This is a genomic window from Exiguobacterium oxidotolerans JCM 12280, assembly GCF_000702625.1.
GTDB classification, from domain to species: domain Bacteria; phylum Bacillota; class Bacilli; order Exiguobacteriales; family Exiguobacteriaceae; genus Exiguobacterium_A; species Exiguobacterium_A oxidotolerans.
The window spans coordinates 717,950-744,236 of sequence record NZ_JNIS01000001.1 but is presented as its reverse complement, the minus strand read 5'-3'; the positions used below and the strand labels follow the sequence as shown (position 1 = coordinate 744,236).

Here is a 26,287-nt window from a genome sequence, read left to right as displayed (position 1 = left end):
TCATCCCATTTTGGAGACGTAGCGAACAGCCTTTTATCGTATTAGTTCGTTGTTGCTTCTTCTTGCGGAATGAACCAAATTCCGCGTTCTGTATGGTCTTCGATGACATTGAGTTCAAGCTCTTTGACAGACTTCCGGATTCTTTCGGCAATTTCTTCTGTTTCGGTAAAGGCAGTGACACCTAGTTTAAGTTGCTCGACTTTTTCACGGGCGATTTGGCTTCGATTTAAAATCATCAGAAACACTCCTTCCTTCCGAGTCGTGATATTTCTATACTTATTGTATCGAATATTGAAGAGGAAGGCGATAGTGAGGGACCGATAGATATGAATGTTCTGAAAACTTTTTGAAGCATTACTTTTCATAATAGAGGCAAGTGGAAGAAAAGGAGGGATGAAGAATGATGCAGCTGAACGTACGGACGGCATACAGTCCGTTACAAAGTACGATTCGACTTACACCTTATCTTGATGAATTAAAGCGACGAGGAGTGACGATTGCTGCGATTTGTGAGACGACATTGACCGGCGTTCCGGCGTTCATCTTAGAGTGTCAGCTTCGCGACATCCGTCCTGTCGTAGGATATCAGCAAACGATGACCGACACCGATGACATCAATCTTTTATGGTATGCCAAAACGAGTGTCGGGTTACGCACGTTATATCAATTAGCGAGTGGGCTGACGAGTGAAGACTGTAGTGAGTTGATTGCAATCATTGAGACGACGCGGCAAGCATCGGAGGATGAAGTAAGACTTCGACGTCAGGTCGTAGCTTGGATGGGCCATGCTAAAAATGCGACGGTTTATCTAGGAGTCAAGGCTGCGCGGTCGACTGTAGAGCGGGACAGCCGCGAACGCTATCGAGCCGTGGCGGATGAACTAGGAATCGAGACGATTCCGATTGATCCCGTCCGTTATCTTCGTCGAGACGATGCGGATGCCTATCAGGCGCTTCGGGCAATCGCCGCCGGATCGGCATTTCAAGAACATAAAAGCAATCGGATGGCACACCTCAAATCAAATGACGAACTGCAAGAACAGTTTACCGGACGCGAACAGTCTTTACTGAAGCGTTGGGGTGAATCACAAGTGCCCCTTGAACTACCGCGTCAGTCACGTCCTTTACCCCGGGTGACGGATGATTCAATCGGTCGCCTACGGACGTTAGCGAAAGACGGACTGTTGGCACATGGTCTAGTCGATGAAGCAGCACGAAGTAGGCTGGAGTACGAACTTGACGTGATTGAGAAAACTGGTTTTGCGGACTATTTCTTAATCGTCGAGGACTTGGTACGTCATGCGAAAACGACGGGAATTCGTGTCGGTCCAGGACGTGGTTCCGCTGCCGGTTCACTTGTCAGCTATACGTTAGGAATCACGACGGTCGATCCCTTGAAATACGGATTGTTATTTGAACGTTTCTTGAACCCGGAACGCATCACGATGCCAGATATCGACATTGATGTCGAAGATGAAAGACGGGAGGAACTATTAGATTACCTCGTTGAACGATATGGTCGAAGTCATGTCGGTCAAATCGGGACATTGTCGACTCTTGGAGCGAAAGCTGCATTACGTGACGTCGCCCGTGTTCTTGAATTTTCCAAAGATGAGACCGATGCTGCTGCGAAACAGATCGGAAAAGAGACGACTTTACAAGGGATCGAACAAAAACAGACGATTTACCGGTGGTTCTCTGGAAGCGAGAAACGAAGACAGTTGCTTCATCTAGCTCAAGCGATTGAAGGGTTGCCGAGACAGCGGTCGATTCATGCGGCAGGCGTCGTCATCGGTTCGGAAGATTTGATTGAGACGACACCGCTCGATACGGGAGCAAGTGAGAGATTCGTGACGCAGTATTTGATGAAGGCGCTTGAGCAACAAGGCCTTTTGAAAATTGATTTGCTTGGTTTACGTAATTTGACACGTCTTAGACAAATGGAACAATTGATTCGCAGAGAGCATCCGGATTTTTCGATGGAAACGCTCCCCGAGGAAGACCCTGCGACGCTCCGTCTATTCGCGCGGGGGGATACAGATTACATCTTCCAGTTTGAATCGAATGGGATGAAACAAACGTTACGCGAAGTCAAACCGGCCCGCTTTGAAGATTTAGTCGCGACGATGTCGCTTTTTCGGCCGGGACCGATGAAATTCATCGATCTATATGCGAAACGGAAGGCGGGGCAACCGTATCAAATGGTACATCCAATCTTGGCAGACGTCCTCGAGACGACATACGGTGTCATCGTCTATCAAGAGCAAATCATGGAAATCACGCGTCGGGTCGCCGGATTTACGTTGGCGCAAGCAGATATATTACGACGAGCGATTTCGAAAAAAAACAGTCAATCGGTCGAGTCGGAAAAAGAACGATTTTTGCAAGGGGCTGTTCAAAACGGTTTGGAACATGCCGTCGCTGAGACGTTATATGATCAAATCGAACGGTTCGCGGGCTATGGCTTTAACCGGAGTCATGCAGTAGCTTATACGAAAATCAGTTATGCTCTAGGGTATACAAAAGCGCACTATCCACAAATCTTTTCACTCGTTTCAATCGATCAACCGGAACGTCTCGTCCGAGCGATGCGCGAGAAACGTTTACCTGCATTGCCGCCCGACATTTGGATTTCAGACTATCGTTCGACGTTAGAAGGGAAGGGGATTCGTCTCGGGATTCAGACCCTTCGCGGGATTACGGAACGTGATTTTAAGTTATTGAAGGAAGCGGCCAGCTCGTCTCAGACAATCACTAAACTTTTGACTGCAGTCGGCTGGGGGAAAAAAGAACGCGCTAAAATCGAGTTGTTACTTTACGGTGGGGCATTCGACCGAGCGACGCATGGTGACCGGGGATTAGCGGAACAAGAAGTCCTTGATTACTTTACGATGGCTTCGAATACGTTGTTACCGGACGAATTAGCAAGCCTCGGTAAGCGGGCAACGACAAAAGCCGTCATACGTACTGCGACGGACTGGGCGCGGCTCGAACGTGAAGCACTTGGATTCTGGTTAACCTACTCACCTTTGATGACAGCGATGACACCGCAAGTCGAGACGACGCATTTTCATGATGTTTCAAGCGAGATGGAAGAATCCGTCTATCTTGTGTGTTACATCGAGCAGCTGCGTGAGTTTAAGACGAAACGCGCACAATCAATGGGCGTCATGCAAGCCGTTGATGGGTATTCGAACGAAGAGGTCGTCATTTTCCCGAAACAGTACGACATGTATAAACGATCGTTGTATGTCGGAAACGTGTTGTTGATCGAAGTGAAGGTGCAAGACCGGGCGGGTGAACGGCAGTTCGTGTTAGAGCGGTTGCGTCCGCTTGGTCAAGATGTCTTGTTCATCAAGTTACCTTCTAAAAATGAGCTGGCTCCTCTTGAACGTGTACTTGAAATCGCACCGGGTGACATCCCGGTCGTCGTCCGCTATGCTGACACGAACGAAACAAAGACGTTGCCGGGTTTATATGCGATTCGTCATGAAGAAGAGCTGTTCGCGCAATTACGGATTCAATTTGGTGAAGCGAACATCATCTTAAAAAATGTCCCTCGATCAAACTAGTAGTAGGTAATAAGATTTGTTATAATAAGGGGTAATTGGTCTGACCAATGCCACCTGATTTTATGTAATGACGGGTACGTCAGAAAGGTGGTGCCGTAAAAATGGAGAAAAAGCGAAACGCTTTTGAAATGAACATCGCGGCAATTAAATTGATGATTGAGCAGGATGGATTAGTTCCGGGAGATCGAATCCCATCTGAACGTGAGTTGGCTGAGCGACTAGCAATCAGCCGACCGTCCGTCAGGGAAGCATTGCGAACGCTTGCTTATCTCGGAATCATCGAGACGAGACATGGTGGAGGAAGCTTTCTTTTAAATCGTGACGACCATACCTATATTCAAATCATTGCCCAATTTTTAGTGACCGGCGACTCGAAATTTGAAGATTTAGCAGGAACACTTCGCTTACTTGAACAATCTGCTATTGCCCAGTTGGACGATTATACGTTTTTGGAAGAACATCTCGATTCAGATACTGCGTTTCGAGAAACGTTGATCAATACGGTGAAAAATGATTTGTTCGAGCGGATTTGGAGACAAGTGAATGCATTTTATCAAAGTTTTGGTCAAGGGGAACTCTATACGCGAGCGGAACGGGAAGCACTCCTGAAACGCTCTTAGGAACTACAAGGGGGAACTAACGTGCAAGCATTTTTTCGAAAACCTAAAAAGTTCGTGACGTTGACGACGAAAGAGCAACGGGTCGACGTCCCAGTCGGACTGATGACGAAATGTCCAAAATGTAAATTAATCCAATATACGAAACAACTTGAAGCCAACTTGCGTGTCTGTACATGTGGATATCACCATCCTTTGACGGCGCAGGAACGTTTTTCGCAACTATTTGATGACGGTAGCATCACATATTTTGATCTTCCGAAAGTAAAAGCAGACCGGCTTCAATTTCAAGATTATCCAGAAAAATTGAAGGGCGATCAAGTGCGGACAGGTCTTGAAGAAGCCATCGTCTGTGGTGTCGGGACGGTGGATGGTCATCCACTCGTTGCGTGTGTGATGGATGCTCGCTTTCGGATGGGTTCGATGGGGGCGGCAGTTGGAGCAGCGATTGCAGAAGCAGTCCGGTATGCAACGAAACACCGATTGCCTGTAACGATTTTCTCTGCTTCAGGTGGGGCACGGATGCAAGAAGGCATGGTCAGTTTAATGCAGATGGCGAAGTCAAGTTTATTCCTGAAGCAACATTCGGATGCCGGACTCCTCTACATCTCATGCATGACTCATCCGACGACAGGTGGTGTCTCAGCTAGTTTTGCGATGCTTGGAGATTACAACATTGCAGAGCCGGGCGCGTTGATTGGTTTTGCAGGACGACGGATCATCGAACAAACGATTCGAGAAAAATTGCCGGAGGATTTCCAGACGTCGGAATTTCTACTACAAGCGGGTCAACTCGATGATGTCGTATCACGACACGATTTGAAGACCTACTATAAACGAATTCTGATGATGCACGCGGAGGGAACAAATCATGCAACCATTTGATCAACCAGTCATCGCGTTACGCGAGAAAATATTAGAACTTCACGACATGGCGGAAACGCAAGGTCTCGATTTTAAAGAAGAGCTGAATTTGCTCGAAGAACGATTACGTCGATTAGAACTCGATATTTATGGGAATATGAAAGCGTGGAACCGTGTGCAGTTGGCACGTCATCCTGAACGACCGACGACGCTTGATTACGTCGAGCGGATTTGTGACGACTTCATTGAACTTCATGGCGATCGGCATGGATATGATGATGCTGCAATCGTTGGCGGAATCGCGATGCTGAACGGTCGACCTGTAACAATCATCGGCCATCAGCGTGGTAAGGATACGAAGGAAAACATCCGCCGAAACTTTGGAATGCCTCATCCGGAAGGATATCGAAAAGCACTTCGACTCATGCAACAAGCCGTGAAGTTCAACCGTCCAATCATTACGTTCATCGATACGAAAGGGGCTTACCCGGGTCGTGCAGCGGAAGAGCGCGGCCAAAGCGAGGCGATCGCGAAAAATCTCTTTGAAATGGCTGGCATGGAAGTGCCGATCATCTCGATCGTCATTGGCGAAGGCGGTTCTGGTGGAGCGCTTGGTATCGGTGTATGTGATGAACTGTTGATGCTCGAGAACTCAACGTACTCTGTCATATCACCTGAAGGTGCAGCTGCTCTGCTTTGGAAAGATGCAAGTCTTGCAGAACAAGCGGCGGAATCAATGCGAATTACTGCACCCGATTTATTGCGTCTAGGGATTGCGGATGCAATCATTCCTGAAGTCATTGGTGGGGCACATTTAGATGTTTCATTACAGGCGGACAAATTAAAAGTTGTACTAGAACAGAAGCTTGCGTATCTTACACAGTTAACATCAGAACAGCTGATTGAGAAGCGCACAGAAAAATATCACCGGATTGGCACATAAGGGGCATGTAATCGCTATCATGGTTGGGATTCCTTATTTCGTGATAGGCTGAACAAACTGTCGGTTCAAGTTTATGCAATCTGCCCTGTTGTAAAACAAGAAAACAACGTGCTATTTTAGATTCAGATTAATAGAGAGGTGATTAACGTGAGTTTAAAACGGATTGCTGTCTTAACAAGTGGTGGAGATGCACCCGGGATGAATGCTGCGGTGCGTGCTGTTACACGTAAAGCAATTTTTCATGGCCTAGAAGTATTTGGTGTCTACAATGGATATCAAGGTTTAATCAATGGAGATCTCGTCCAATTGAACCTTGGGTCGGTTGGCGACATTATTCAGCGTGGAGGAACGTTCCTTCGTTCAGCTCGCTGTCCTGAGTTCCGCACAGAAGAAGGACGTGCGAAAGCAGTCGTCAACTTGAAGAAGTTTGAAATTGACGCACTTGTCGTCGTAGGTGGCGACGGGTCGTACCGTGGTGCTCAAAAACTGACGGGGCTTGGTTTCCCGACAATCGGTCTTCCGGGAACGATTGATAATGATATTCCAGGAACGGATTATACGATTGGATTTGATACAGCGCTCAATACAGCGCTCGAAGCAATCGATAAAATCCGGGATACGGCATCTTCGCATGAGCGGACATATGTCATCGAAGTCATGGGTCGTGATGCTGGAGATATCGCACTCTATGCTGGATTAGCAGGTGGGGCAGAGTCGATTCTTGTTCCAGAGCGTCCAGAAGATTTAAAAGAAGTCCTCGATCGTATTCAAAGTGGTGTCAATCGTGGTAAAAAACACTCGATCGTCATCGTCGCTGAAGGTGCAGGTCGGGCGCAAGATGTTGGGGATGAAATCGCAAAAGAGACAGGGCTTGATACACGTGTTACCGTGTTAGGTCATGTTCAACGTGGTGGAGCGCCAACAGCTGCTGACCGCGTACTTGCGAGCCGGATGGGCGCTTACGCAATCGACATTTTACTTGAAGGTAAACAGGGACGTGTTGTTGGCGTCCGTGGTGGTAAAATGATGGATCTTGATATTGACGAAGCATTAGATGAAAACAAACATGTACTCGATCTTGATATCTTAGAATTGTCGAAACAACTTTCAATTTAATATATCTTTAATACTTGAGGTCATTTTGGTTAGGTTTATTGGCACTGTTGACAAACGGCCAAACATTGTAGGAGGTTTATGGAATATGCGCAGAACTAAAATTGTATGTACGATTGGACCGGCGTCAGAAAAACGTCTTCCAGAAATGATTGAAGCAGGAATGAACGTCGCTCGTTTGAACTTCTCACACGGTGACTACGAAGAGCACGGTGCACGTATCACGGATATCCGTCGTGCAGCTGAAGAAGCTAACAAATTAGTCACAATCCTTTTGGATACAAAAGGTCCTGAAATTCGGACGCATACGTTTGAAGAAGGAAAAGCGCTTCTCGTCCGTGGCAAACAAGTCATCGTCGTCAGCGGTGACGCAAACGAAATCGTCGGTACAGCAGATAAATTCTCTGTAACATATGACGGTTTGTATGATGATGTCGAAGTCGGTTCGATGATCATGTTAGATGATGGATTGATCGGACTTCGTGTCGCAGAGAAACTCGAGAATCGTGAACTTCTGTGTGACATCGAAAACGAAGGAATCATCAAAACGAAAAAAGGTGTTAACTTACCGAACGTAAAAGTTAACTTACCGGCCTTGACAGATAAAGATATCGCGGACATCGAGTTCGGAATCAAGAGTGACATCGATTTAATCGCTGCTTCATTCGTCCGTCGTGCGTCTGATGTTGTGGCGATTCGTCAATTGCTTGAAAAACACAATGCGAGCCACATTAAAATCTTCCCGAAAATCGAAAACCAAGAAGGTTTCGACAACATCGAAGAAATCATCGCGATTTCAGACGGTTTGATGGTTGCACGTGGTGATCTTGGAATCGAGATTCCGACTGAAGAAGTAACACCAGCTCAAAAAGACCTTATCAAAATTTGCAATCACTATGGTAAACCAGTCATCACAGCAACACAGATGCTTGATTCGATGCAACGTTTCCCACGTCCAACACGTGCCGAAGCATCAGACGTCGCAAATGCGATTCTTGATGGAACGGATGCAATCATGCTTTCAGGCGAAACGGCGGCAGGGGATTACCCGATCGAGTCTGTTCAAATGATGCATACGATTGCGAAGCGGACAGAAAAAATGCTCGATTACAAAAAACTATTAAAAGATCGCCAAACGCGTAGCGAACACACGGTGACGGATGCAATCGCTCAAGCGGTGACGCATACATCAATCAACTTGGACGCAAAAGCAATCTTGACGCCAACGCAATCAGGCTACACGGCATCACGGATTTCGAAATACCGTCCAGAGGCGAACATCGTTGCGGTCACACCAAGCGCGCGTGTTGCGCGTCAGTTGAACATCGTCTGGGGTGTATACCCAATCGTCGTTGATCATCTCTCTGACAATACGGATGATATGTTGACGCTTGCGGCTGATACAGCAAAAGAAGCTGGATTCGTCACAGATGGCGACCTCGTCGTCATCTCTGCTGGTATCCCTGCTCTAACTGCCGGTACAACGAACATGCTGAAAATTCATATCGTTGGTAAAGAAATCGCAAACGGTCGTGGAATCGGCGAACGTGGTGTCGTTGGCGAAGTCGTCATCGCAAACTCAGCTGAAGAAGCGAACGCAAAAGCAAAAAAAGGTATGATTCTCGTGACGAACTCAACAGATCGTGACATGATGCCTGCAATCGAGTTAGCAGCTGCAATGATCACAGTCGATGGCGGATTAACAAGCCATGCTGGGATCGTAGGTCCTTCACTCGGAAAACCAGTCATCGTCGGTGTCGAAAATGCTTTGACAATCTTCGCGGATGGTCAAATGATTTCAATCGATCCATTGACAGGGAAATTGTACAACGCATAATCAATGAAACGGATATGGCGAAAGCCATGTCCGTTTTTTCGAAACATGGGGGTCGTCATGGAAGCCTATCTCTTTTTAATTGGTCTTGTTTTAATCGGAGTCATTGCGCAAAATAAGTCACTGATCATCGCAGCTGCCTTCTTGTTGATCGTCAAAGCGATTGGATTAGATAGTCGCCTCTTCCCATCGTTGCAGGCGAAGGGGATCACCTGGGGCGTGACATTGATCACGGCTGCGATTCTCGTGCCGATTGCGGCAGGGGACATTGGGTTTAAGGAATTGTTAAACAGCATCCGGGGTCATATCGGAATCATTTCATTTTTAGCGGGAATATTCGTCGCAATCGTTGCTGCACACGGGGTCGGTTTGATGAAGGAAGATCCACTCGTCACGACGGCACTGCTTGCCGGAACAATTCTTGCGGTCGGTTTATTCAGAGGTGTTCCCGTAGGTCCATTGATAGGAGCAGGAATCGCTGCACTCGTCATTGGAATGTGGGATGTTATATCAAAAGCATTTAGTGGCTAACCGACTTAAATGAACGATGGCAAATTAATTTTTTGATAATAGTATGCAAGTTCGTTCACTTTTTGGTTAATTTTGTTTATACTAAGGACAGAAACAAGATGGTCTATTCGAGAGCAAACGCTTCAGCAAGGGGAATGACTCTTGAATAGACGTCTTTTTTTCAATACGGAAATGAAAGCGTTTTAAATTTCTGGGGGAAAAAAAGGGGGATTTTTACATGGCTCAAACAAAAGGGTTAGAAGGAATCGTCGCGACAGCATCGAAAATCAGTTCGATTATCGATGGTCAGTTGACGTATGGTGGTTATACAATTGATGATTTGGCGGAGCACGCCTCATTTGAAGAAGTCGTCTTCTTACTTTGGAACGATCGTTTGCCAAAAGAGGATGAGTTAAAGCAACTTTCAGAAGCTTTGATTACTGAAGCAGAAGTTGCACCGGCTGTACTTGAGACGTTAAAAGTAGCTCCGAAAACAGCGAACGCGATGGCAGCCATCCGAACTGCTTTATCACAGCTCGCATTGTATGATGAGTCTGCTGAAGATATGTCGACAGAGGCGAACTACGCTAAAGCCATCAAACTCCAAGCACAAATCGCGACACTCGTCACAGCGTACGCGCGTATCAAGAAGGGACACGATCCGATTGCACCAAAATCCGGTCTTTCGTATGCTGCGAACTTCCTGTATATGTTGACGGGTGAAGAGCCGACAGAAGTTGCTGAAAAAGCCTTCAATCAGGCGCTTGTTCTCCATGCAGACCACGAGTTGAACGCCTCGACGTTCACAGCACGTGTATGTGTCGCGACACTCTCTGATGTCTATTCAGGTGTGACGGCGGCAATGGGTGCACTCAAAGGACCACTTCACGGTGGAGCGAACGAAGCGGTCATGAAAATGTTGACTGAAATTGATTCGGTTGAAAAGGTTGACGAGTATGTTCATAATAAGTTTAAGAACAAGGAAAAAATCATGGGCTTCGGTCACCGTGTCTACAAGGACGGCGACCCGCGTGCGAAGCATCTCCAAGAGATGAGCCGTCAGTTGACTGCTCAAATCGGAGAGCCGAAATGGTATGAGATGTCAGTGAAAATTGATCAAATCGTCCAGTCGGAAAAAGGATTGAAACCAAATGTTGATTTCTATTCTGCTTCTACGTATCATGCACTTGGTCTTGAGACAGAATTGTTTACACCAATCTTTGCTGTTAGTCGGATGTCAGGTTGGTTAGCGCACATTTTAGAGCAATATAGTGACAATCGCCTCATTCGCCCACGCGCAGATTATATTGGTGAAACGCACCGGACATACGTGTCTATGAACGAACGTTAAGCGACGGAGAGGAGCAATCCTCTCCCGCTTTTTGACGTTAACTATTATTCAAGGGGGATTTTACACATGGCTACAATTCAAGGCGAAAACATCACGGTAACAAACGGAACATTGCACGTACCTAACGCTCCAATCATTCCTTTCATCATCGGTGATGGCACTGGACCTGATATCTGGAATGCCGCAGTTCGCGTATTTGACGCTGCAGTCGAAAAAGCATACAACGGCGAAAAGAAAATTGAATGGAAAGAAGTCTATGCAGGCGAAAAAGCATTCAATAAAACAGGTAGCTGGCTTCCTGAAGAAACGCTTGACCTAATCCGTGAGCACATCATCGCAATCAAAGGACCACTCACGACACCAGTCGGTGGTGGAATTCGTTCATTGAACGTTGCTCTTCGTCAAGAACTCGACTTGTACACATGTCTCCGTCCGGTTCGTTATTTCACTGGTGTCCCGTCACCTGTTAAACGTCCTGAAGATACTGATATGGTCATTTTCCGTGAGAACACAGAAGACATCTACGCAGGAATCGAATATGCAGAAGGCAGTGAAGGCGCACAAAAATTACTTAACTTCCTCCAAACAGAAATGGGCGTTAATAAAATTCGTTTCCCAGAAACATCAGGTCTCGGAATTAAACCGATTTCAAAAGAAGGGACAGAACGCCTCGTCCGTGCTGCAATCGAATATGCACTTGAAAACAAACGTGCTTCATTGACGCTCGTTCATAAAGGAAACATCATGAAGTTCACGGAAGGTGCTTTCAAAAACTGGGGATACGAGCTTGCTGAGCGTGAATACGCAGAGCACGTCTTCACATGGAACCAGTATGACCGCATCAAAGAAGAAGAAGGTGCTGATGCAGCAAACAAAGCGCAATCAGAAGCTGAAGCTGCTGGCAAATTGATTGTCAAAGATTCAATTGCAGATATCTTCCTCCAACAGATTCTCACGCGTCCAAAAGAGTTTGATGTCGTTGCGACAATGAACTTAAACGGAGACTACATTTCAGATGCACTTGCAGCGCAAGTCGGTGGAATCGGAATTGCTCCAGGAGCAAACATTAACTACATCACAGGACATGCAATCTTCGAAGCAACGCACGGTACTGCACCGAAGTATGCTGGTCTTGATAAAGTAAACCCGTCTTCTGTCATCCTTTCTGGAGAAATGATGTTCCGTCACCTTGGCTGGAACGAAGCGGCTGATTTAATCATCAAATCGATGGAAACATCAATCGAAGAAAAAGTGGTCACATATGACTTCGCACGTCTCATGGATGGCGCGACAGAAGTAAAATGTTCTGAATTCGCGGATGAACTCATCAAAAACATGTAATCTCGGATTAGAGGGGGTATGGGAAGATGAACAAGCGGAAGAAAATTTCAGTCATCGGTAGTGGATTTACGGGAGCGACGACAGCACTTTATCTTGCTCAAAAAGAGCTTGGAGATATCGTACTCGTCGATATGCCGCAACTGGAAGATCCGACAAAAGGCAAAGCACTTGATTTACAGGAAACGGCTCCGATTCAAGGATTTGATTCATGGATTCAAGGAACGTCTGACTACAAGGACATCAGTGACTCGGATATCGTCGTCATTACGGCAGGTATCGCCCGGAAACCCGGAATGAGTCGGGAAGACTTAGTCAGCACGAACGCAACTGTCATGAAATCGGTGACAAAAGAAATTGTTCAGCATGCACCGGAATCGATCATCATCGTTTTGACGAATCCGGTTGATGCGATGACCTATACGGTCTTTCAGGAGTCAGGATTTCCGAAAGAACGGGTCATTGGTCAATCGGGCGTGCTCGATACGGCACGGTTCCGGACGTTCATCGCCATGGAGTTGAATGTTTCCGTCAAGGACGTCTCGGGATTTGTTCTCGGCGGACACGGAGACGACATGGTGCCGTTACTTCGCTATTCACAAGCGGGTGGTATTCCGGTCGAGAAACTCATTTCTGCCGATCGCCTCGCGGCAATCGTTGAACGGACACGTAAAGGTGGTGGAGAAATCGTTCAGTTACTTGGTAACGGTTCTGCCTACTATGCACCTGCGGCTGCCATCGTCGAGATGGTAGAGGCGATCCTAAAAGATCAGCGACGGATTTTACCAGCCATCGCGTATCTTGAAGGAGAGTATGGCTATCACGATCTATACTTTGGGGTTCCGACGATTATTGGTGGGAATGGTCTTGAACAGATTATCGAGCTTGAATTGACAGAAGACGAACAACAATCGCTTGACCGTTCGGCGGAGACCGTTCGATCTGTCCTGACGATTTTATGAATGTGAAATTACAACACCACGCCTTTCTAGACAGTCTTGACTGTTTCGGGATGGCGTGGTTTTTACGTTAAAAAAAGTTTGTTCTTTCGTTTGTGAAAGCCTTGTGTACCAGGTGAAGGTGATCACGAGGAGGAAGGTAAGGAATTCATTTAAATATCCGATGCTCAGTAAGTATCCTTGGTGTTTGATTAAAAAATACTGGCGATTCTCAAAAGAAGAACAGTCTTTTCCATCTTTCGAAAAGATGAGGTTCCGGACTTCTTTTGCTGTCCAAGTATGTCGACAATACGTACAACGTGCCATATATCTCACCTCTTTTTGTTCTAAACGTCAATCGTTAGCAAAAGGTCTCAAAAAAAACCCCTGACCGACATCTAAGTGCACAAAGATGGTCGTTAGGGGTTTTTCTGGTTAAGCGAACAAAACGGGCCATAGGAAACCGACTGCTAAACCAAGCAACATGCCGACGAATACTTGGAATTCCGTGTGTCCGACTAATTCGTTTAATAGTGGGGTGTCATGACGAATTCCCTTGAAGTAGTCATTCAGTAATTTTGCCTGTAACCCAACAGCCTGCCTGACGCCTGTCGCGTCATACATGATGATGACTGCAAAGATGGTCGCGAGAGCGAACAGCGACGAACCGAAGCCTTCTTGGAAGCCGATGACGACGGCGAGGGCGACGACGGTCGAACTATGTGAACTTGGCATGCCGCCTGATGCGAACATGATTTCAAGATCAAAAGTTTTATTCTTGATGACACCTGTGATGAGTTTTGCGGCTTGTGCGATAAACCATGCGGTAAATGCAGCGAGTAAAGGGCTGTTCCATTCCATGTCTATTCCTCCAGATTCATTGACGGTATAGTATTGTTTCCCGAATTGATGGGCTTTTACACGGAAATCTGACTTTCGACGTAGCTTGACCTTAAAGATTGTGTAAAGAAAGGCAAGAAAGATTTGTGATTCAGTAGGAAAAGTCGTTAAGATGAAGACAGAAGAAGTGGATTCCAATGAATTCCGCATTCAAAGATGAGATTTGCCGAGGAGGCCGACTGTTTTGAAAGATAAAATAATTGTTGTTGATGACGAACTCTCGATCGCTACACTTTTGAAATTCAATTTAGAACAAGCTGGCTTTATTGTAGAGACTGCCCACGATGGCATGTCCGGTTTAAAATTAGCGGAAAAGCAAGATGCCGCATTGATCGTACTCGATTTAATGCTACCGGAACTAGATGGGCTTGAAGTCTGTAAACGACTTCGCCAACAAAAAATCAACACACCAATCTTGATGTTGACGGCAAAAGATGACGAATTTGATAAAGTGCTGGGACTTGAGCTTGGAGCAGACGATTATTTGACGAAACCGTTTAGTCCGCGTGAAGTCGTAGCCCGTGTCAAGGCGATTCTCCGCCGAATGAATCAGCAAGTCGCGACGGAAGAAACGACGGATGGGACGATCTTAATCGGGGACGTCAAAATCGTGCCGGATAACTATGAAGCGTTCAAAGCAGAGGAACGCCTTGAGCTCACACCAAAAGAGTTCGAGTTGCTCGTTTACCTCGCTAAAAATAAAGGTCGGGTTTTGACACGTGATCAACTCCTATCTGCGATTTGGAACTATGATTTCGTCGGAGATACGCGAATTGTCGATGTGCATATCAGTCACGTACGTGAAAAGATTGAACCGAATACGAAAAAACCGATCTATATTAAAACAATCCGTGGGCTCGGATATAAGATGGAGGAGCCGAAAGTGGAATGAGCAAATACCGAAAACGATTCATACTAAAAATGTTGTCCTTCATCAGTCTTGTGCTGATTGCGCTTGGTTTTTTGTTAGGACAATCGTTTAAAGAGTTTTATGTGAATAACGAAAAAGAAAAGTTGATGGATGAAACATCACTCGTTGAAACGATTTTACAAGGTCGATCGTTAGAAGAGATGGCTGCGTATGTCGACCAATTGTACGCAGAATCGCATTTCGATATGATTTTATTTAACTCACGGGGAGAAATCATTGCCGGGACACCCGTTGATGTTACCAAATTAAATGTGCGGGCGATCAATTTCTCAGCGATTCCGATGGATGGGACGTTCGAATCGAAGACCGATGATACGAGTCTCCAGTTCACGAAACCTGTCCAGACAGCTAGTGGAAATGAAGTGTACCTCAGCTTGATTCGTTATACGAAAGACTTAGATGTCATCTACTCACGTATTTGGACGGTGATCGTTCTTTCGCTCATCGTGTCCTTGTTTATGATTTTCTTTACCGTCTACAGCTCGACGAAACGGTTCTTACGTCCTGTAGCGGAAGCGACGGAAGTTTTACGTGAACTATCGCACGGAAACTATAAATCCCGTGTCTATGAGTTAAATTCACCAGATGAATCAAGGGACTTAGGGAAGTCGATCAATTTACTCGCACGTAATTTAGAAAATGCTTCGTCCGGTGAAGCGATGCAACGCGCGCGACTTGAGTCGTTGATTGAATACATGGGTGCCGGTCTGATGTTGATTGATGAAAAAGGCTACGTTCTCCTCGTCAATCGGACGTATCGGGAAATGTTCAACATTCATGGTAAATCAAATGGTCAACTGTATTATCGTGTGTTGCCAAATGAGAAGATGAGTCAAGTCATTGAAGATGTTTACTTGACGGAAAAACCGAACCGGAAACAATCGAGTGTCCGCTTTGGAATCAATAGTCGGACGTTCATGGTCAGCGCGGCACCAATCTTCGGTAAGAATGGTCGTGTCCAAGGTACGACCGTCGTTTTCAATGACATCACGGAAATCAAGAAGCTGGAGCAGATGCGAAAAGACTTCGTCGCAAATGTTAGTCATGAGTTAAAGACACCATTGACGTCGATTAAAGGATTTGCGGAAACCTTACTTGACGGTGCGCAAGACGTACCGGAAATCCGCGAACAATTTTTGAATATCATTCACGATGAGTCTGAGCGGATGCAGACATTAGTAGAGGACTTGTTGGAGTTATCGCGTCTTGAACAAGATAACTATCAACTTGAGACGACGATTGTCGATGTGACAAGTCTGATTAACGAGACAGAGACGTTGCTGCATCATAAGGCGCAAGAAAAAGAGATGACGATTCATATCGAGACGGAAGAGGAAGTCTTCATCCGGGCAGACTTGAATCGGTTGAAACAAGTCGTCGTCAACCTAGTTGCCAATGCTTTAAACTATACGCCGAATGGTGGGAATGTCTGGGTCAGCCTAGAAGATGGGGAAGAGATGGTCACGCTCCAAATCAAGGATGACGGAATCGGAATACATCCGAAAGAAACGCAACGGATTTTCGAACGTTTCTATCGGATTGACAAAGCGAGAAGTCGTAATTCAGGTGGAACAGGGTTAGGTCTTGCCATCGTTAAACACATCATTGATTTGCATCATGGAACGATTGATGTCGAGTCGGAGGAGCAACAAGGAACGACCTTTACGATACGTTTACCGAAAAAGGGCTGAACTTCACCGTGAGTTCATATTCTCTTTACAGAGCGGGTGTATGCTAAAGATACCTTCTTCATCATCTGTGGAACGACTGGTTCAGCTCCCATGTCGTACACCACATGACGATTGGCTTCACAGCCAATCGTCTTTTTTTATGGCGTTTTTAGCGAACAAATGTGTGTAGAGTGATACAATAAGAACAGAAATTCTTCCAAAGGAGCGGAGACGATGGAAAACAAACTTTTATTGATTGACGGAAACTCACTAACGTATCGTGCCTTTTTTGCCTTGCCGCCGATGACGGACGCACAAGGACGTAACACGAACGCCGCTTACGGCTTTACGATGATGTTACTTAAATTACTTGAAGAGGAGCAACCGACGCATATGTTAGTCGCGTTTGATGCTTCGAGCGAAACGTTCCGCCATGATGTGTATCAAGAATACAAGGGAAGTCGAGAAAAGACACCGTCTGAACTACGGGAGCAGTTCCCGATCGTACGTGACATCTGTGAAGCGCTCGGTATTCAAATGATGGAGCTTCATCGTTATGAAGCCGATGATTTGATTGGAACACTCGCACGGACGATGCCAGCAGACCGGACACGGATCGTCACGGGGGATAAAGATTTACTTCAACTCGTCACCGATCAAGTCGAGGTATTGATCACGAAGCGCGGTATCACGGACGTCCAGTGTATGACGGAAGACTTATTTGCCGAGACATACGGTGGACTGAAGCCGATTCAAATGATTGATTTAAAAGGGTTGATGGGCGATAAATCAGATAACATTCCCGGGATTCCTGGAATCGGCGAAAAAACAGCGATTAAATTAATTTCTGCGTATGGTTCAGTCGAAGGACTATATGAGCATGTCGAAGACTTAAAAGGAAAACAAAAAGAGAAGGTCATCGCGAATGAAGAGCTTGCCCGGTTGTCGAAGGAACTTGCCACAATCAAACTCGATGTCCCGCTCGACGTCACATTACCGGATTTACAGATCAGTGATGTCGATACACAAGTACCGTATTCGTTATTCCAATCGCTCGGGTTTAAATCGTTAACGAATCGTTTTGCCCCTGTTGTCAAGGAAGAAGACAAGGAACAATTGAACATCGAGACGATTACGACACTTCCTTCAGACGTGCAGGATGCTGTCCTCGTCGTCGAGCAGTTGCGCGAAGACTACATGGAAGAAGACATCATCGGTTTTAGTATCGCGACACCGAATCAAATTTATGTCGCTTCTCGTGAATTGGTCGAAGATCCTGCTTTTCGTGAGTGGATTGAGTCGGATCATCAAAAAATCTGTCTCGATGCGAAACAAGTCGCCTTTGCATTACGAAAACATGGTTTAAAACTGCAAGCCTTCGACGACTTGTTACTCGCTGGGTACTTATTGAATTTGAGTGGTGGGACAACACTTGCATCGATTGCCGGTCATTATGCGATGATGGCACCGAGTGAAGAAGCAGTCCTTGGAAAAGGCGCAAAACGTAGCGTGCCGACAGACGAACTGTTGCATTCGTATTTAGCAGAAAAAGCACGGATGATTGAGCGATTGTTCCCGAAAGTACAAGAAGAACTCAAAGCGAACCAACAATTCGACTTGTATGAAACGCTCGAACGTCCCTTGTCAGGCGTGCTTGCTGAAATGGAGTGGACCGGCATCCGTGTCGATGTCGCGACGTTACAAGAGATGCAACATGATCTTGCAGGACGCTTAACGGATCTTGAGGAATTGATTTATGGTCAAGCGGGTGAAGCGTTCAATATCAACTCACCGAAACAACTTGGCGTCATCCTGTTCGAAAAACTTGAACTTCCTGCCTTTAAGAAAACGAAGACGGGTTATTCGACGGCAGCAGATGTCTTAGAGAAGTTAAGACCACTCCATCCGGTCATCGATCACATCATGCTATATCGTGAACTGCAAAAACTCCAATCGACGTACGTCGAAGGGTTACAAAAAGTTATCAAAGAAGATGGGAAAATCCATACGCGGTTCGCTCAGACGATCGCCCAAACAGGACGACTCAGTTCCGTTAACCCGAACCTGCAAAATATTCCTGTCCGGATTGAAGAGGGACGGAAGATTCGTAAAGCATTTGTTCCGAGTCAAGCCGGATGGTCCCTGTACGCTGCCGATTACTCACAAATCGAGTTGCGTGTCATGGCGCATATGTCGGAAGATAAAACGCTGGTCGATGCATTCCTGCACGACGCTGACATTCATACACAAACAGCGAGTAGTGTCTTTTCGGTCGAACCGGGTGATGTGACAGGAAACATGCGTCGCCAAGCGAAGGCCGTCAACTTCGGAATCATTTACGGTATCAGTGATTACGGTTTGTCGCAAAACTTGAATATCAGTCGGAAAGAAGCACAAGACTTCATCGATCGTTATTTTGAGCTGTTCCCGCAAATCAAGTTATTCATGGATGCTGCAATCGAAAAAGCACGCGCGAATGGATTCGTCGAGACATTGATGAACCGGCGTCGTAACATCCCGGACATCAATTCGAAAAACTTTAACTTACGTGGTTTTGCAGAACGGACGGCAATCAATACACCGATTCAAGGATCGGCGGCAGATATCATCAAAAAAGCGATGCTCGATGTACATGCTGCGCTTGAAGCGTCACCACTCAAGGCGCGTTTATTGCTTCAAGTACATGATGAATTGATATTTGAAGCACCAGACGAAGAGCTGGACGCTTTAAAAGCACTCGTCAAACAAGCGATGGAGCAGACGGTCGAATTGTCAGTGCCGTTACGCGTTGACGGGGATGCGGGGCATTCCTGGTACGAAACGAAATAATCGGTTAGAGGAGGAGTTAGTTTGCCTGAATTACCTGAAGTCGAGACCGTCAGACGCAGTCTGGAGCGGACGGTCTCTGGAAAAACGATTTCTTCTGTGAAGGTCTTCCATCCGAAGATGATCCGGGGAATGGAAGTCGCACCGTTTGTCGACGCCTTAAAACAAGAGCGGATCGAACGCGTCGAGCGGCGTGGGAAATTTCTTTTATTTGCATTTGAACAGTTTTATCTCGTCAGTCATTTACGAATGGAAGGGAAGTATTTTCCGTATCCGCAAGCGATTGAAAAAGATAAGCATACCCATGTCATCTTCCGGTTCACAGACGGCTCAGAGTTGCATTATAACGACGTCCGAAAGTTCGGGACGATGGAGTTGCGGGAAAAAGCGACTGTGATGCAGGTCCCACCACTTGCCCAACTCGAGCGGGAACCGTTTGATCCGACGTTCACGGCGGAAGTCTTAGCCGAAAATCTAATTCGCAAAAAACGCAGCCCGATCAAGACAGCATTACTCGATCAATCGATCTTTTTAGGACTTGGGAACATCTACGTCGATGAGACGTTGTTCGCGGCACGGGTTCATCCGTTAACGAAAGCAGGGGCCCTGACGCTTGACGATATTTCGCGGATTCACGTCGCAGGTGTCGATGTCTTACAAAAGGCCGTCGAAAGTGGCGGCAGTACGATTCGGAGTTATGTCTCACCGTCCGGACAAGGCGAATTTCAATTGCAGCTCGCTGTGTATGGACAGACGGGTGCACCGTGTCCGCGCTGTGGGACGGCGATTGAAAAAATCAAGGTCGGTGGACGTGGGACACACTTCTGTCCGAACTGTCAGCAGGTCGCGTTATGAGAATCGGTTTGACGGGAGGAATCGCGACGGGAAAGAGTACCGTCGCGACGTATCTACAAACGAATGGGATTCCGGTCATCGATGCTGATTTGATCGCACGGGAAGTCATGGAACCGGATGGAATAGCTTATCAAGATGTGAAAGCTGCCTTTCCGGAAGCATTTGAAGATGGGATATTAATCCGCGCCAAGCTTGGTGAAATTATTTTTCGCGATAGTGAAAAACGGAATTTACTGAACGAGTTGATGCATCCGAAGATTCGACAACAGATGCTCGCTCGGGCAGACGAATTGGAACAGCAAGAAGAATCTTTAGTTGTTTTTGATATCCCGCTTTTGTTGGAAGGCGATTGGAAACAGCTTGTCGATCAAGTCGTAGTGGTCTATTGTAACGCTTCTCTACAATTGGAGCGCTTGATGGAACGCAATCAAATGTCACGTGACGAAGCAGCGTCGCGTGTGCAATCCCAACTCGATATTGAACAGAAGCGTCTCCTTGCCGACTATGTGTTGATTAATGAAGGAACGGTCGAAGCGTTATACCAACAAATTGATCAGTGGTTAAAAACATTACCGATGGCTCACTGAGAACGACCTGGAAAAATAGTTAGAGAATCCTTTTGAGCATTGTTTTGAGAGAAGTTGGTGACTTCTCTCAATTTTTTTTGTTTACATAATGAAATCGCTTACATTTCATGATATAGTTCTATCTGTAAACGGAGCATTATCCGTCACATTGAAGGGGGATCCGCACATGGGAGTCAAGGTGGCAGTTAACGGGTTTGGGCGTATTGGTCGAATGGTGTTCCGTCGATTAATCGCTGAGGGGAAAAGTCAGGTCGTCGCAATTAATGCAAGTTATCCACCGGAAACACTCGCGCACTTAATCAAGTACGATACGGTCCATGGAAAGTTTGAGTACCCGGTCGAGATTGTCGAGGAGGGCTTGATGATTAATGAACAACTCGTGAAAATCGTCAGTGAACGCAATCCTGAGTTATTACCGTGGGGGGAACTTGAGATTGATGTCGTTGTCGAAGCGACGGGGAAGTTCAATTCGAAAGACGGCGCAAGCAAACATCTGTTGGCGGGTGCTAAAAAGGTCGTCATCACGGCACCAGCGAAAGGCGATATTCGTACCATCGTAATGGGGGTTAACGATGCGATGTACGATCATGAGAGTGATCACGTCGTCTCGAATGCATCTTGTACGACGAATTGCCTTGCGCCTGTCGTTCAAGTCATCGATCGAGCGTTCGGGATTGAGACGGGGCTCGTCACGACGATTCATGCTTTTACGAATGATCAAAATAATATCGATAATCCCCACAAGGATTTACGTCGCGCGCGAGCTTGCGGGTCATCGATTATTCCGACATCAACCGGTGCAGCACGCGCCATTTCACTCGTTTTACCACATCTCGAAGGGAAGTTGAATGGGCTTGCACTCCGTGTTCCGACACCGAACGTGTCGCTCGTGGATCTCGTCGTCGAAGTGAGCAGGGATACGACGGTCGCAGAAGTAAACGAAGCGTTCGTGAAAGCAGCTGACGGCGCGTTAGACGGGATTCTAGGACTGACGATGGAACCGCTCGTTTCGATTGATTTCAACGGGGAAGTCCGTTCGACGGTCGTCGATGGCCTATCGACGATGGTCATGGGGGGACGCCAAGTGAAGGTGCTCGCTTGGTACGACAATGAGTGGGGATATTCATGTCGTGTCGTCGATCTCGTTCAGATGATTGGAGCCCATATTGAGGCAACAACGGTTGAAAAGGAATTAGAATTAAAATAATTTATACTTTTGAAACCGCTCTATACCAACAGGTAGAGCGGTTTTTTAATAAATAGACGCTGAAAATTAAAATTTATCCTTGTGTATCTTTTTGATACTCGCTATAATTCAAATCGTGAACTTCAATCGGTCTGGCAATCGCAGCTTAAAGGGTTAGGACCTCTCTGGACTAACTTTCCCCCGTGGGTGCGAACGACTCAGGCGCAAAGTAAGTGATCATGACTATACTTTGAAGACCATTGAATGTAGGGGGGATCCACTAATGGATACTATGGGAAGACACATTATTGCAGAACTTTGGGATTGTAATCCTGAAAAATTAAACGACATGGAGTTTGTTGAACGACTCTTCGTCGACGCAGCACTTCAAGCAGGTGCAGAAGTACGCGAAGTCGCATTCCACAAGTTTGCTCCACACGGAGTAAGCGGCGTCGTCATCATTTCTGAATCGCATTTGACGATTCATAGTTTCCCAGAACACGGATACGCATCAGTTGATGTCTTTACGTGTGGGGATCGCATCGATCCAGCCATCGCAGCGAATTATATCGCTGACGCATTAGATGCAAAAATCCGTGAAAATGTCGAAATTCCGCGTGGCATGGGACCAGTTAAAGTTCCAGCAGCTACGATTCAGCACGTTAACTGACAAAAACACGAACTACCAGCCCTCGTCTTTATGGCGAGGGCTTTTTAATATGTCTGACGTCTGTTATTCTTAATAGTAGAAGAAAACAGAAAAGGTGATGGCGGATGGGATTTAAAGAACGTTTGCAAAAACAACTTGAAACGTCTGATACGCATAAAAACGAAAAATTACGGACGCACTATTATGCTGCGACTCCAGAGATGTTGTTTACAGGTCTTGAGACTGTCGTGACGAAGCAACACGGAACCGTTAAACGAATTGATGTTGAACGAGGAGAATTATCTTTTCAAGGAACTGGATTAGATGGACTGGCGACAGTCATCATGGTCGGTTCTGGTAGAACAGCTGTTGATTTGTTTTTGCATCGCGAAGGACTACTTGGTCCGGACCTCGAGCAATGGATTGAAACAATCTATCGAGAATTAGATGCGACATACCGATTGAAAATGATTGGAACAAAAGAATTTACGTGAACGGAGGTGCGGCATGCGTTGTCCAGCCTGTAACTATAATGGGACGAAGGTTCTCGATTCGAGACCTGTGCAAGACTTTGGCTCGATTCGGCGTCGTCGTGAATGTGAATCATGTGGTTATCGTTTTACAACATTCGAGATGATTGAACAAACACCACTCATCATCGTGAAAAAGGATGGGACACGTGACGAATTCAATCGTGATAAAATCTTGCGTGGACTCGTCCGAGCATGTGAAAAACGTCCGATTTCAATTGAGCAACTCGAAACGGTCGTCAGTCGTGTCGAGAAAGCCTTACGGGAAACGGCACAACATGAAATTCCGAGTGAGCAAGTCGGCCGGCTCGTCTTGAATGAACTCGCTTCTGTTGATGAAGTGGCGTATGTCCGTTTTGCGAGTGTCTACAAACAATTCAAAGACATCAATGTCTTTTTCCAAGAGTTATCTGAACTAATGGAACGCCATCAAGAAAATGAACGTGAAAATTTAACGTAATCGAGGAGAGGTCGTCTGTAGGTCAGAACGCACCTCTCTTTTTCTCACGAAAGAAGGGACGAAGAAGATGTTGGAACGTGATGTATCGGGAACGGACTTATGTTTAATCATGAGTAATGGTGTCGTCGATCGTGAAGCTTATCAATCCCTCTATTATTTATATCAGCCGATCATCGGTGTAAAAGCACTTGGTCTGTACCAAACGTTTTGGAGTGAGATGATTCCTGGTAAAACGAAATCACAATATATCTCACATGCAGAACTAGGGACATTGTTAGGCTTTTCTGTTGATGAATTTAAAGAGGAGCTTTTTAAGCTCGAAGGAATTGGATTGATTCGAACATTTGAGGCGAAACAAGCTGCCTATCGTTATGTTTATCAAATTCGCGTCCCGTTAGCACCGAATACGTTCTTGAATGATGGTGTCTTATCAAGCCTACTGTTTTATCGTGTCGGGGAAATTCGCTTTCGCGCACTTCAAAATCGTTTTCGGACGGAGCAACTACCAAAAAATGTCGTTGACCGGACGGTTCGTTTTGATCAAGTGTTTGATGTCAAAGCAGGACTTGCTTCTGCCCATCAACCAAAATCGTATGCGAAACAAGAACGTGCCGCCTATGAATTTGATTATTCATTCGATTTAGAAGAAATGAAGCGGCAGACCGATCGTTTTCTTCCGAGAAGCTTTTATACAAAATCGATTGATCAATTGTTGCTGAAGCTAGCCTATGTCACACAGTCGAATGAAACCTTGATGGCGGAACTGTTGAATGCCCGCTTCCGGCATGAAGCGTACCTACCAATGACGGACAGTGAGAAGCAAGAGCGCTGTAAACAGATGATGTTATCGGCGAAACAAAAGCTCAGTCGTGATAAAAAAGCGAAGGTCGCTGTCCTCGAAGAAGTCGAAGTCGGTGAGTTAAGTGAAAGTGAGACGATGGAAGGGACTCATCCGAAGCACTATGTCGCGAAGTTACGTAAGGTCAAGGCTCTTTCTGAACGAGATGAAGAATTGATTCAGCAATTGATCATCGATTATGAAATGTCGTCGGGTATCGTCAATGCTGCCTATTACTATGCGCTTGTCGTCAAAAAAGATAACCGATTCAGTAAAAACTTTTTGCTGTCGATTGTCGACGATTGGAAACAGAAAGGTTACGCGACAGCAGCAGAAGCATTGGCGAAAACAAAAGATCAAGACGAATTGATCGCAAAGAAACAAGATCAAAAGCAAGAACGGTCACGCCAAACCGTTGGTGGCAGAAGAGGGCGTCCGAGTTCGACTGGACCGAATCCGAAATGGCTACAAGAAGAAAAAGAGAAACAACAAAAATATGAAGCGACTAAAAAAGCGAGTTTTGAATCCGAAGTACCGGATGATGCAGAAATGGAACGGATTCTGCGTGAACTAAAGGGGAAGTAAAGGAGTAGTGAGATGGAACATATCCAATCATCGATTGAGAAAATCTTAAATCGTCCAGGCGTCGCAGCATCCGTGCGCGCCATTCATGAGCGAGTCCTATCGCATCCAGGTGTGATCGTCTTTTTAAGGACACATCCTGAAATCGATCAACGGATGATTGAGCGGGGGATGTTAAAGCTCAATGAATATGCCGAACAGATGGACGGTCATCAAGTGATTGAAAAAAAAGCCGTCATCGAAGGCTATCAGCCCGTACTGCACTTAGAAAAAGGACAAATCATGGTCGCTTATGAAAAAACGCAAGCACTCAAAGATCGTGAAAATGAACGGGCGCTCGAAAAAAAATTCAAAAGTTTGTTTTTACCGGATGAAGTACGGGACGCGAACTTCAGTGATTTTGATTTGACGACGACGGATCGAAAACTTGCCTTGCGGGCAGCGTCACAATTTTTGAATACGATTCGTTCGAACGAGCAGGTCAAGGGACTCTATCTGCACGGGAGCTTTGGTGTCGGGAAAACGTACTTGCTTGCAGCAATCGGGAATGCACTGAAAAAAGAGCGCGTTGCGACAATTCTTGTCCATGCGCCGGGATTTGTCTCGGAAGCGAAACGCCGAATCCGGTCCGATAGTTTTGATACGTTCCTCGAGAGTTTCCAGACGGTCCCCGTTTTATTGATTGACGACATCGGGGCGGAGTCGATCAGCCCGTGGGTCCGGGACGAACTGTTCGGGATCATCCTACAGTACCGGATGATGCATCGTTTGCCGACATTGTTCAGTTCGAACTTATCGTATGATGAACTCGAGCTTCATTTCGGGATTACGAATGATCAAGGGGATAAATTGAAGGCGATGCGATTGATGGAACGCATCCGGACGACAACGAATCCAGTCGAGTTTTTAGGTGAAAATCGCCGACGCTATTAATTTTCCTTGTCAAAGAACTTCATCTTTCGCTATACTTAGTGCACAATCAGTATAGTGACTTGCAAAGATTGAGGATACGAAGGACGAACTGGACCAAACAAGCGAGAGAAGGATGGTGAAAGCTTCTCATGGATACTAGTCGTTTTCTTTACTCCCTCATAGCACAGACGGGGCTAATCCGTTTGCGTCTCACGCCCGTTATCGCGTGTTCGAGCCGGTACATGGAAACATGTTCGGGAACGAGGGTGGTACCACGAGATG

Annotated in this window: 23 protein-coding genes; 21 read left to right on the top strand and 2 right to left on the bottom strand. The window is 46.2% G+C overall.

The window, feature by feature from the left end:
• Positions 1–41 precede the first annotated feature (41 nt).
• On the bottom strand, positions 42–236 hold the full coding sequence (locus P403_RS0103830; RefSeq protein ID WP_029331151.1) for a YtzJ family protein: 195 nt from the start codon (positions 234–236) through the stop codon (positions 42–44).
• 164 nt (positions 237–400) lie between these two features.
• Here P403_RS0103830 and dnaE point away from each other — a divergent pair, with 164 nt between their 5' ends.
• The 10 genes from dnaE to mdh all read left to right on the top strand — a co-directional run bounded on the left by dnaE (position 401) and on the right by mdh (position 13,103).
• Complete coding sequence (gene dnaE, locus P403_RS0103825; protein WP_029331150.1) at positions 401–3,571, top strand: DNA polymerase III subunit alpha; 3,171 nt, start codon at positions 401–403, stop codon at positions 3,569–3,571.
• A gap of 101 nt (positions 3,572–3,672) precedes the next feature.
• Positions 3,673–4,191 (top strand): FadR/GntR family transcriptional regulator, encoded by a 519-nt coding sequence (locus P403_RS0103820; RefSeq protein WP_029331149.1) that lies wholly within the window; start codon positions 3,673–3,675, stop codon positions 4,189–4,191.
• Between the two features lie 21 nt (positions 4,192–4,212).
• Positions 4,213–5,073: an acetyl-CoA carboxylase, carboxyltransferase subunit beta gene (gene accD, locus P403_RS0103815; protein WP_029331148.1), complete on the top strand. Its 861-nt coding sequence runs from the start codon at positions 4,213–4,215 to the stop codon at positions 5,071–5,073.
• A complete protein-coding gene (gene accA / locus P403_RS0103810; RefSeq protein ID WP_029331147.1) occupies positions 5,060–5,995 on the top strand; it encodes an acetyl-CoA carboxylase carboxyl transferase subunit alpha in 936 nt (311 codons plus the stop codon). Before accD ends, accA begins: the two co-directional genes overlap by 14 nt.
• 147 nt (positions 5,996–6,142) lie before the next feature.
• The gene (pfkA, locus tag P403_RS0103805) at positions 6,143–7,111 is read left to right on the top strand and encodes a 6-phosphofructokinase (RefSeq protein ID WP_029331146.1); all 969 of its coding nucleotides are present in this window, start codon (positions 6,143–6,145) and stop codon (positions 7,109–7,111) included.
• 85 nt (positions 7,112–7,196) lie between these two features.
• Positions 7,197–8,945 (top strand): pyruvate kinase, encoded by a 1,749-nt coding sequence (gene pyk / locus P403_RS0103800; protein ID WP_029331145.1) that lies wholly within the window; start codon positions 7,197–7,199, stop codon positions 8,943–8,945.
• A gap of 57 nt (positions 8,946–9,002) precedes the next feature.
• Positions 9,003–9,473: a DUF441 domain-containing protein gene (locus P403_RS0103795; protein WP_029331144.1), complete on the top strand. Its 471-nt coding sequence runs from the start codon at positions 9,003–9,005 to the stop codon at positions 9,471–9,473.
• A 217-nt stretch (positions 9,474–9,690) separates the two neighbouring features.
• Complete coding sequence (gene citZ / locus P403_RS0103790; RefSeq protein WP_029331143.1) at positions 9,691–10,803, top strand: citrate synthase; 1,113 nt, start codon at positions 9,691–9,693, stop codon at positions 10,801–10,803.
• Positions 10,804–10,869: 66 nt separating this feature from the next.
• Positions 10,870–12,144 (top strand): NADP-dependent isocitrate dehydrogenase, encoded by a 1,275-nt coding sequence (gene icd, locus P403_RS0103785; protein ID WP_029331142.1) that lies wholly within the window; start codon positions 10,870–10,872, stop codon positions 12,142–12,144.
• Positions 12,145–12,170: 26 nt separating this feature from the next.
• On the top strand, positions 12,171–13,103 hold the full coding sequence (mdh, locus tag P403_RS0103780) for a malate dehydrogenase (RefSeq protein ID WP_029331141.1): 933 nt from the start codon (positions 12,171–12,173) through the stop codon (positions 13,101–13,103).
• Between the two features lie 411 nt (positions 13,104–13,514).
• Here the strand turns inward: mdh and P403_RS0103770 are convergent, their stop codons facing one another.
• Complete coding sequence (locus P403_RS0103770; protein WP_029331140.1) at positions 13,515–13,940, bottom strand: divergent PAP2 family protein; 426 nt, start codon at positions 13,938–13,940, stop codon at positions 13,515–13,517.
• 223 nt (positions 13,941–14,163) lie between these two features.
• Here P403_RS0103770 and P403_RS0103765 point away from each other — a divergent pair, with 223 nt between their 5' ends.
• The 11 genes from P403_RS0103765 to dnaI all read left to right on the top strand — a co-directional run bounded on the left by P403_RS0103765 (position 14,164) and on the right by dnaI (position 26,026).
• Complete coding sequence (locus P403_RS0103765; RefSeq protein ID WP_029331139.1) at positions 14,164–14,871, top strand: response regulator transcription factor; 708 nt, start codon at positions 14,164–14,166, stop codon at positions 14,869–14,871.
• A complete protein-coding gene (gene pnpS / locus P403_RS0103760; protein ID WP_029331138.1) occupies positions 14,868–16,601 on the top strand; it encodes a two-component system histidine kinase PnpS in 1,734 nt (577 codons plus the stop codon). Before P403_RS0103765 ends, pnpS begins: the two co-directional genes overlap by 4 nt.
• Before the next feature lie 213 nt (positions 16,602–16,814).
• A complete protein-coding gene (gene polA, locus P403_RS0103755) occupies positions 16,815–19,409 on the top strand; it encodes a DNA polymerase I (protein ID WP_029331137.1) in 2,595 nt (864 codons plus the stop codon).
• A 21-nt stretch (positions 19,410–19,430) separates the two neighbouring features.
• Entirely contained in the window at positions 19,431–20,261 is an 831-nt protein-coding gene (gene mutM / locus P403_RS0103750) for a DNA-formamidopyrimidine glycosylase (RefSeq protein WP_029331136.1), read from the top strand.
• Positions 20,258–20,848 (top strand): dephospho-CoA kinase, encoded by a 591-nt coding sequence (gene coaE, locus P403_RS0103745; protein WP_029331135.1) that lies wholly within the window; start codon positions 20,258–20,260, stop codon positions 20,846–20,848. Before mutM ends, coaE begins: the two co-directional genes overlap by 4 nt.
• A gap of 166 nt (positions 20,849–21,014) precedes the next feature.
• The gene (locus P403_RS0103740) at positions 21,015–22,055 is read left to right on the top strand and encodes a glyceraldehyde-3-phosphate dehydrogenase (RefSeq protein ID WP_029331134.1); all 1,041 of its coding nucleotides are present in this window, start codon (positions 21,015–21,017) and stop codon (positions 22,053–22,055) included.
• A 262-nt stretch (positions 22,056–22,317) separates the two neighbouring features.
• A complete protein-coding gene (gene speD / locus P403_RS0103735; RefSeq protein ID WP_029331133.1) occupies positions 22,318–22,704 on the top strand; it encodes an adenosylmethionine decarboxylase in 387 nt (128 codons plus the stop codon).
• A gap of 104 nt (positions 22,705–22,808) precedes the next feature.
• Positions 22,809–23,177, top strand: a complete 369-nt coding sequence (locus P403_RS0103730) for a hypothetical protein (RefSeq protein WP_029331132.1) — start codon at positions 22,809–22,811, stop codon at positions 23,175–23,177.
• A 13-nt stretch (positions 23,178–23,190) separates the two neighbouring features.
• Entirely contained in the window at positions 23,191–23,673 is a 483-nt protein-coding gene (nrdR, locus tag P403_RS0103725; protein ID WP_029331131.1) for a transcriptional regulator NrdR, read from the top strand.
• Positions 23,674–23,740: 67 nt separating this feature from the next.
• On the top strand, positions 23,741–25,096 hold the full coding sequence (locus P403_RS0103720; RefSeq protein WP_029331130.1) for a replication initiation and membrane attachment family protein: 1,356 nt from the start codon (positions 23,741–23,743) through the stop codon (positions 25,094–25,096).
• 12 nt (positions 25,097–25,108) lie between these two features.
• Positions 25,109–26,026, top strand: coding sequence for a primosomal protein DnaI (dnaI, locus tag P403_RS0103715; RefSeq protein WP_029331129.1), 918 nt, complete (start codon positions 25,109–25,111; stop codon positions 26,024–26,026).
• Positions 26,027–26,287: the final 261 nt, after the last annotated feature.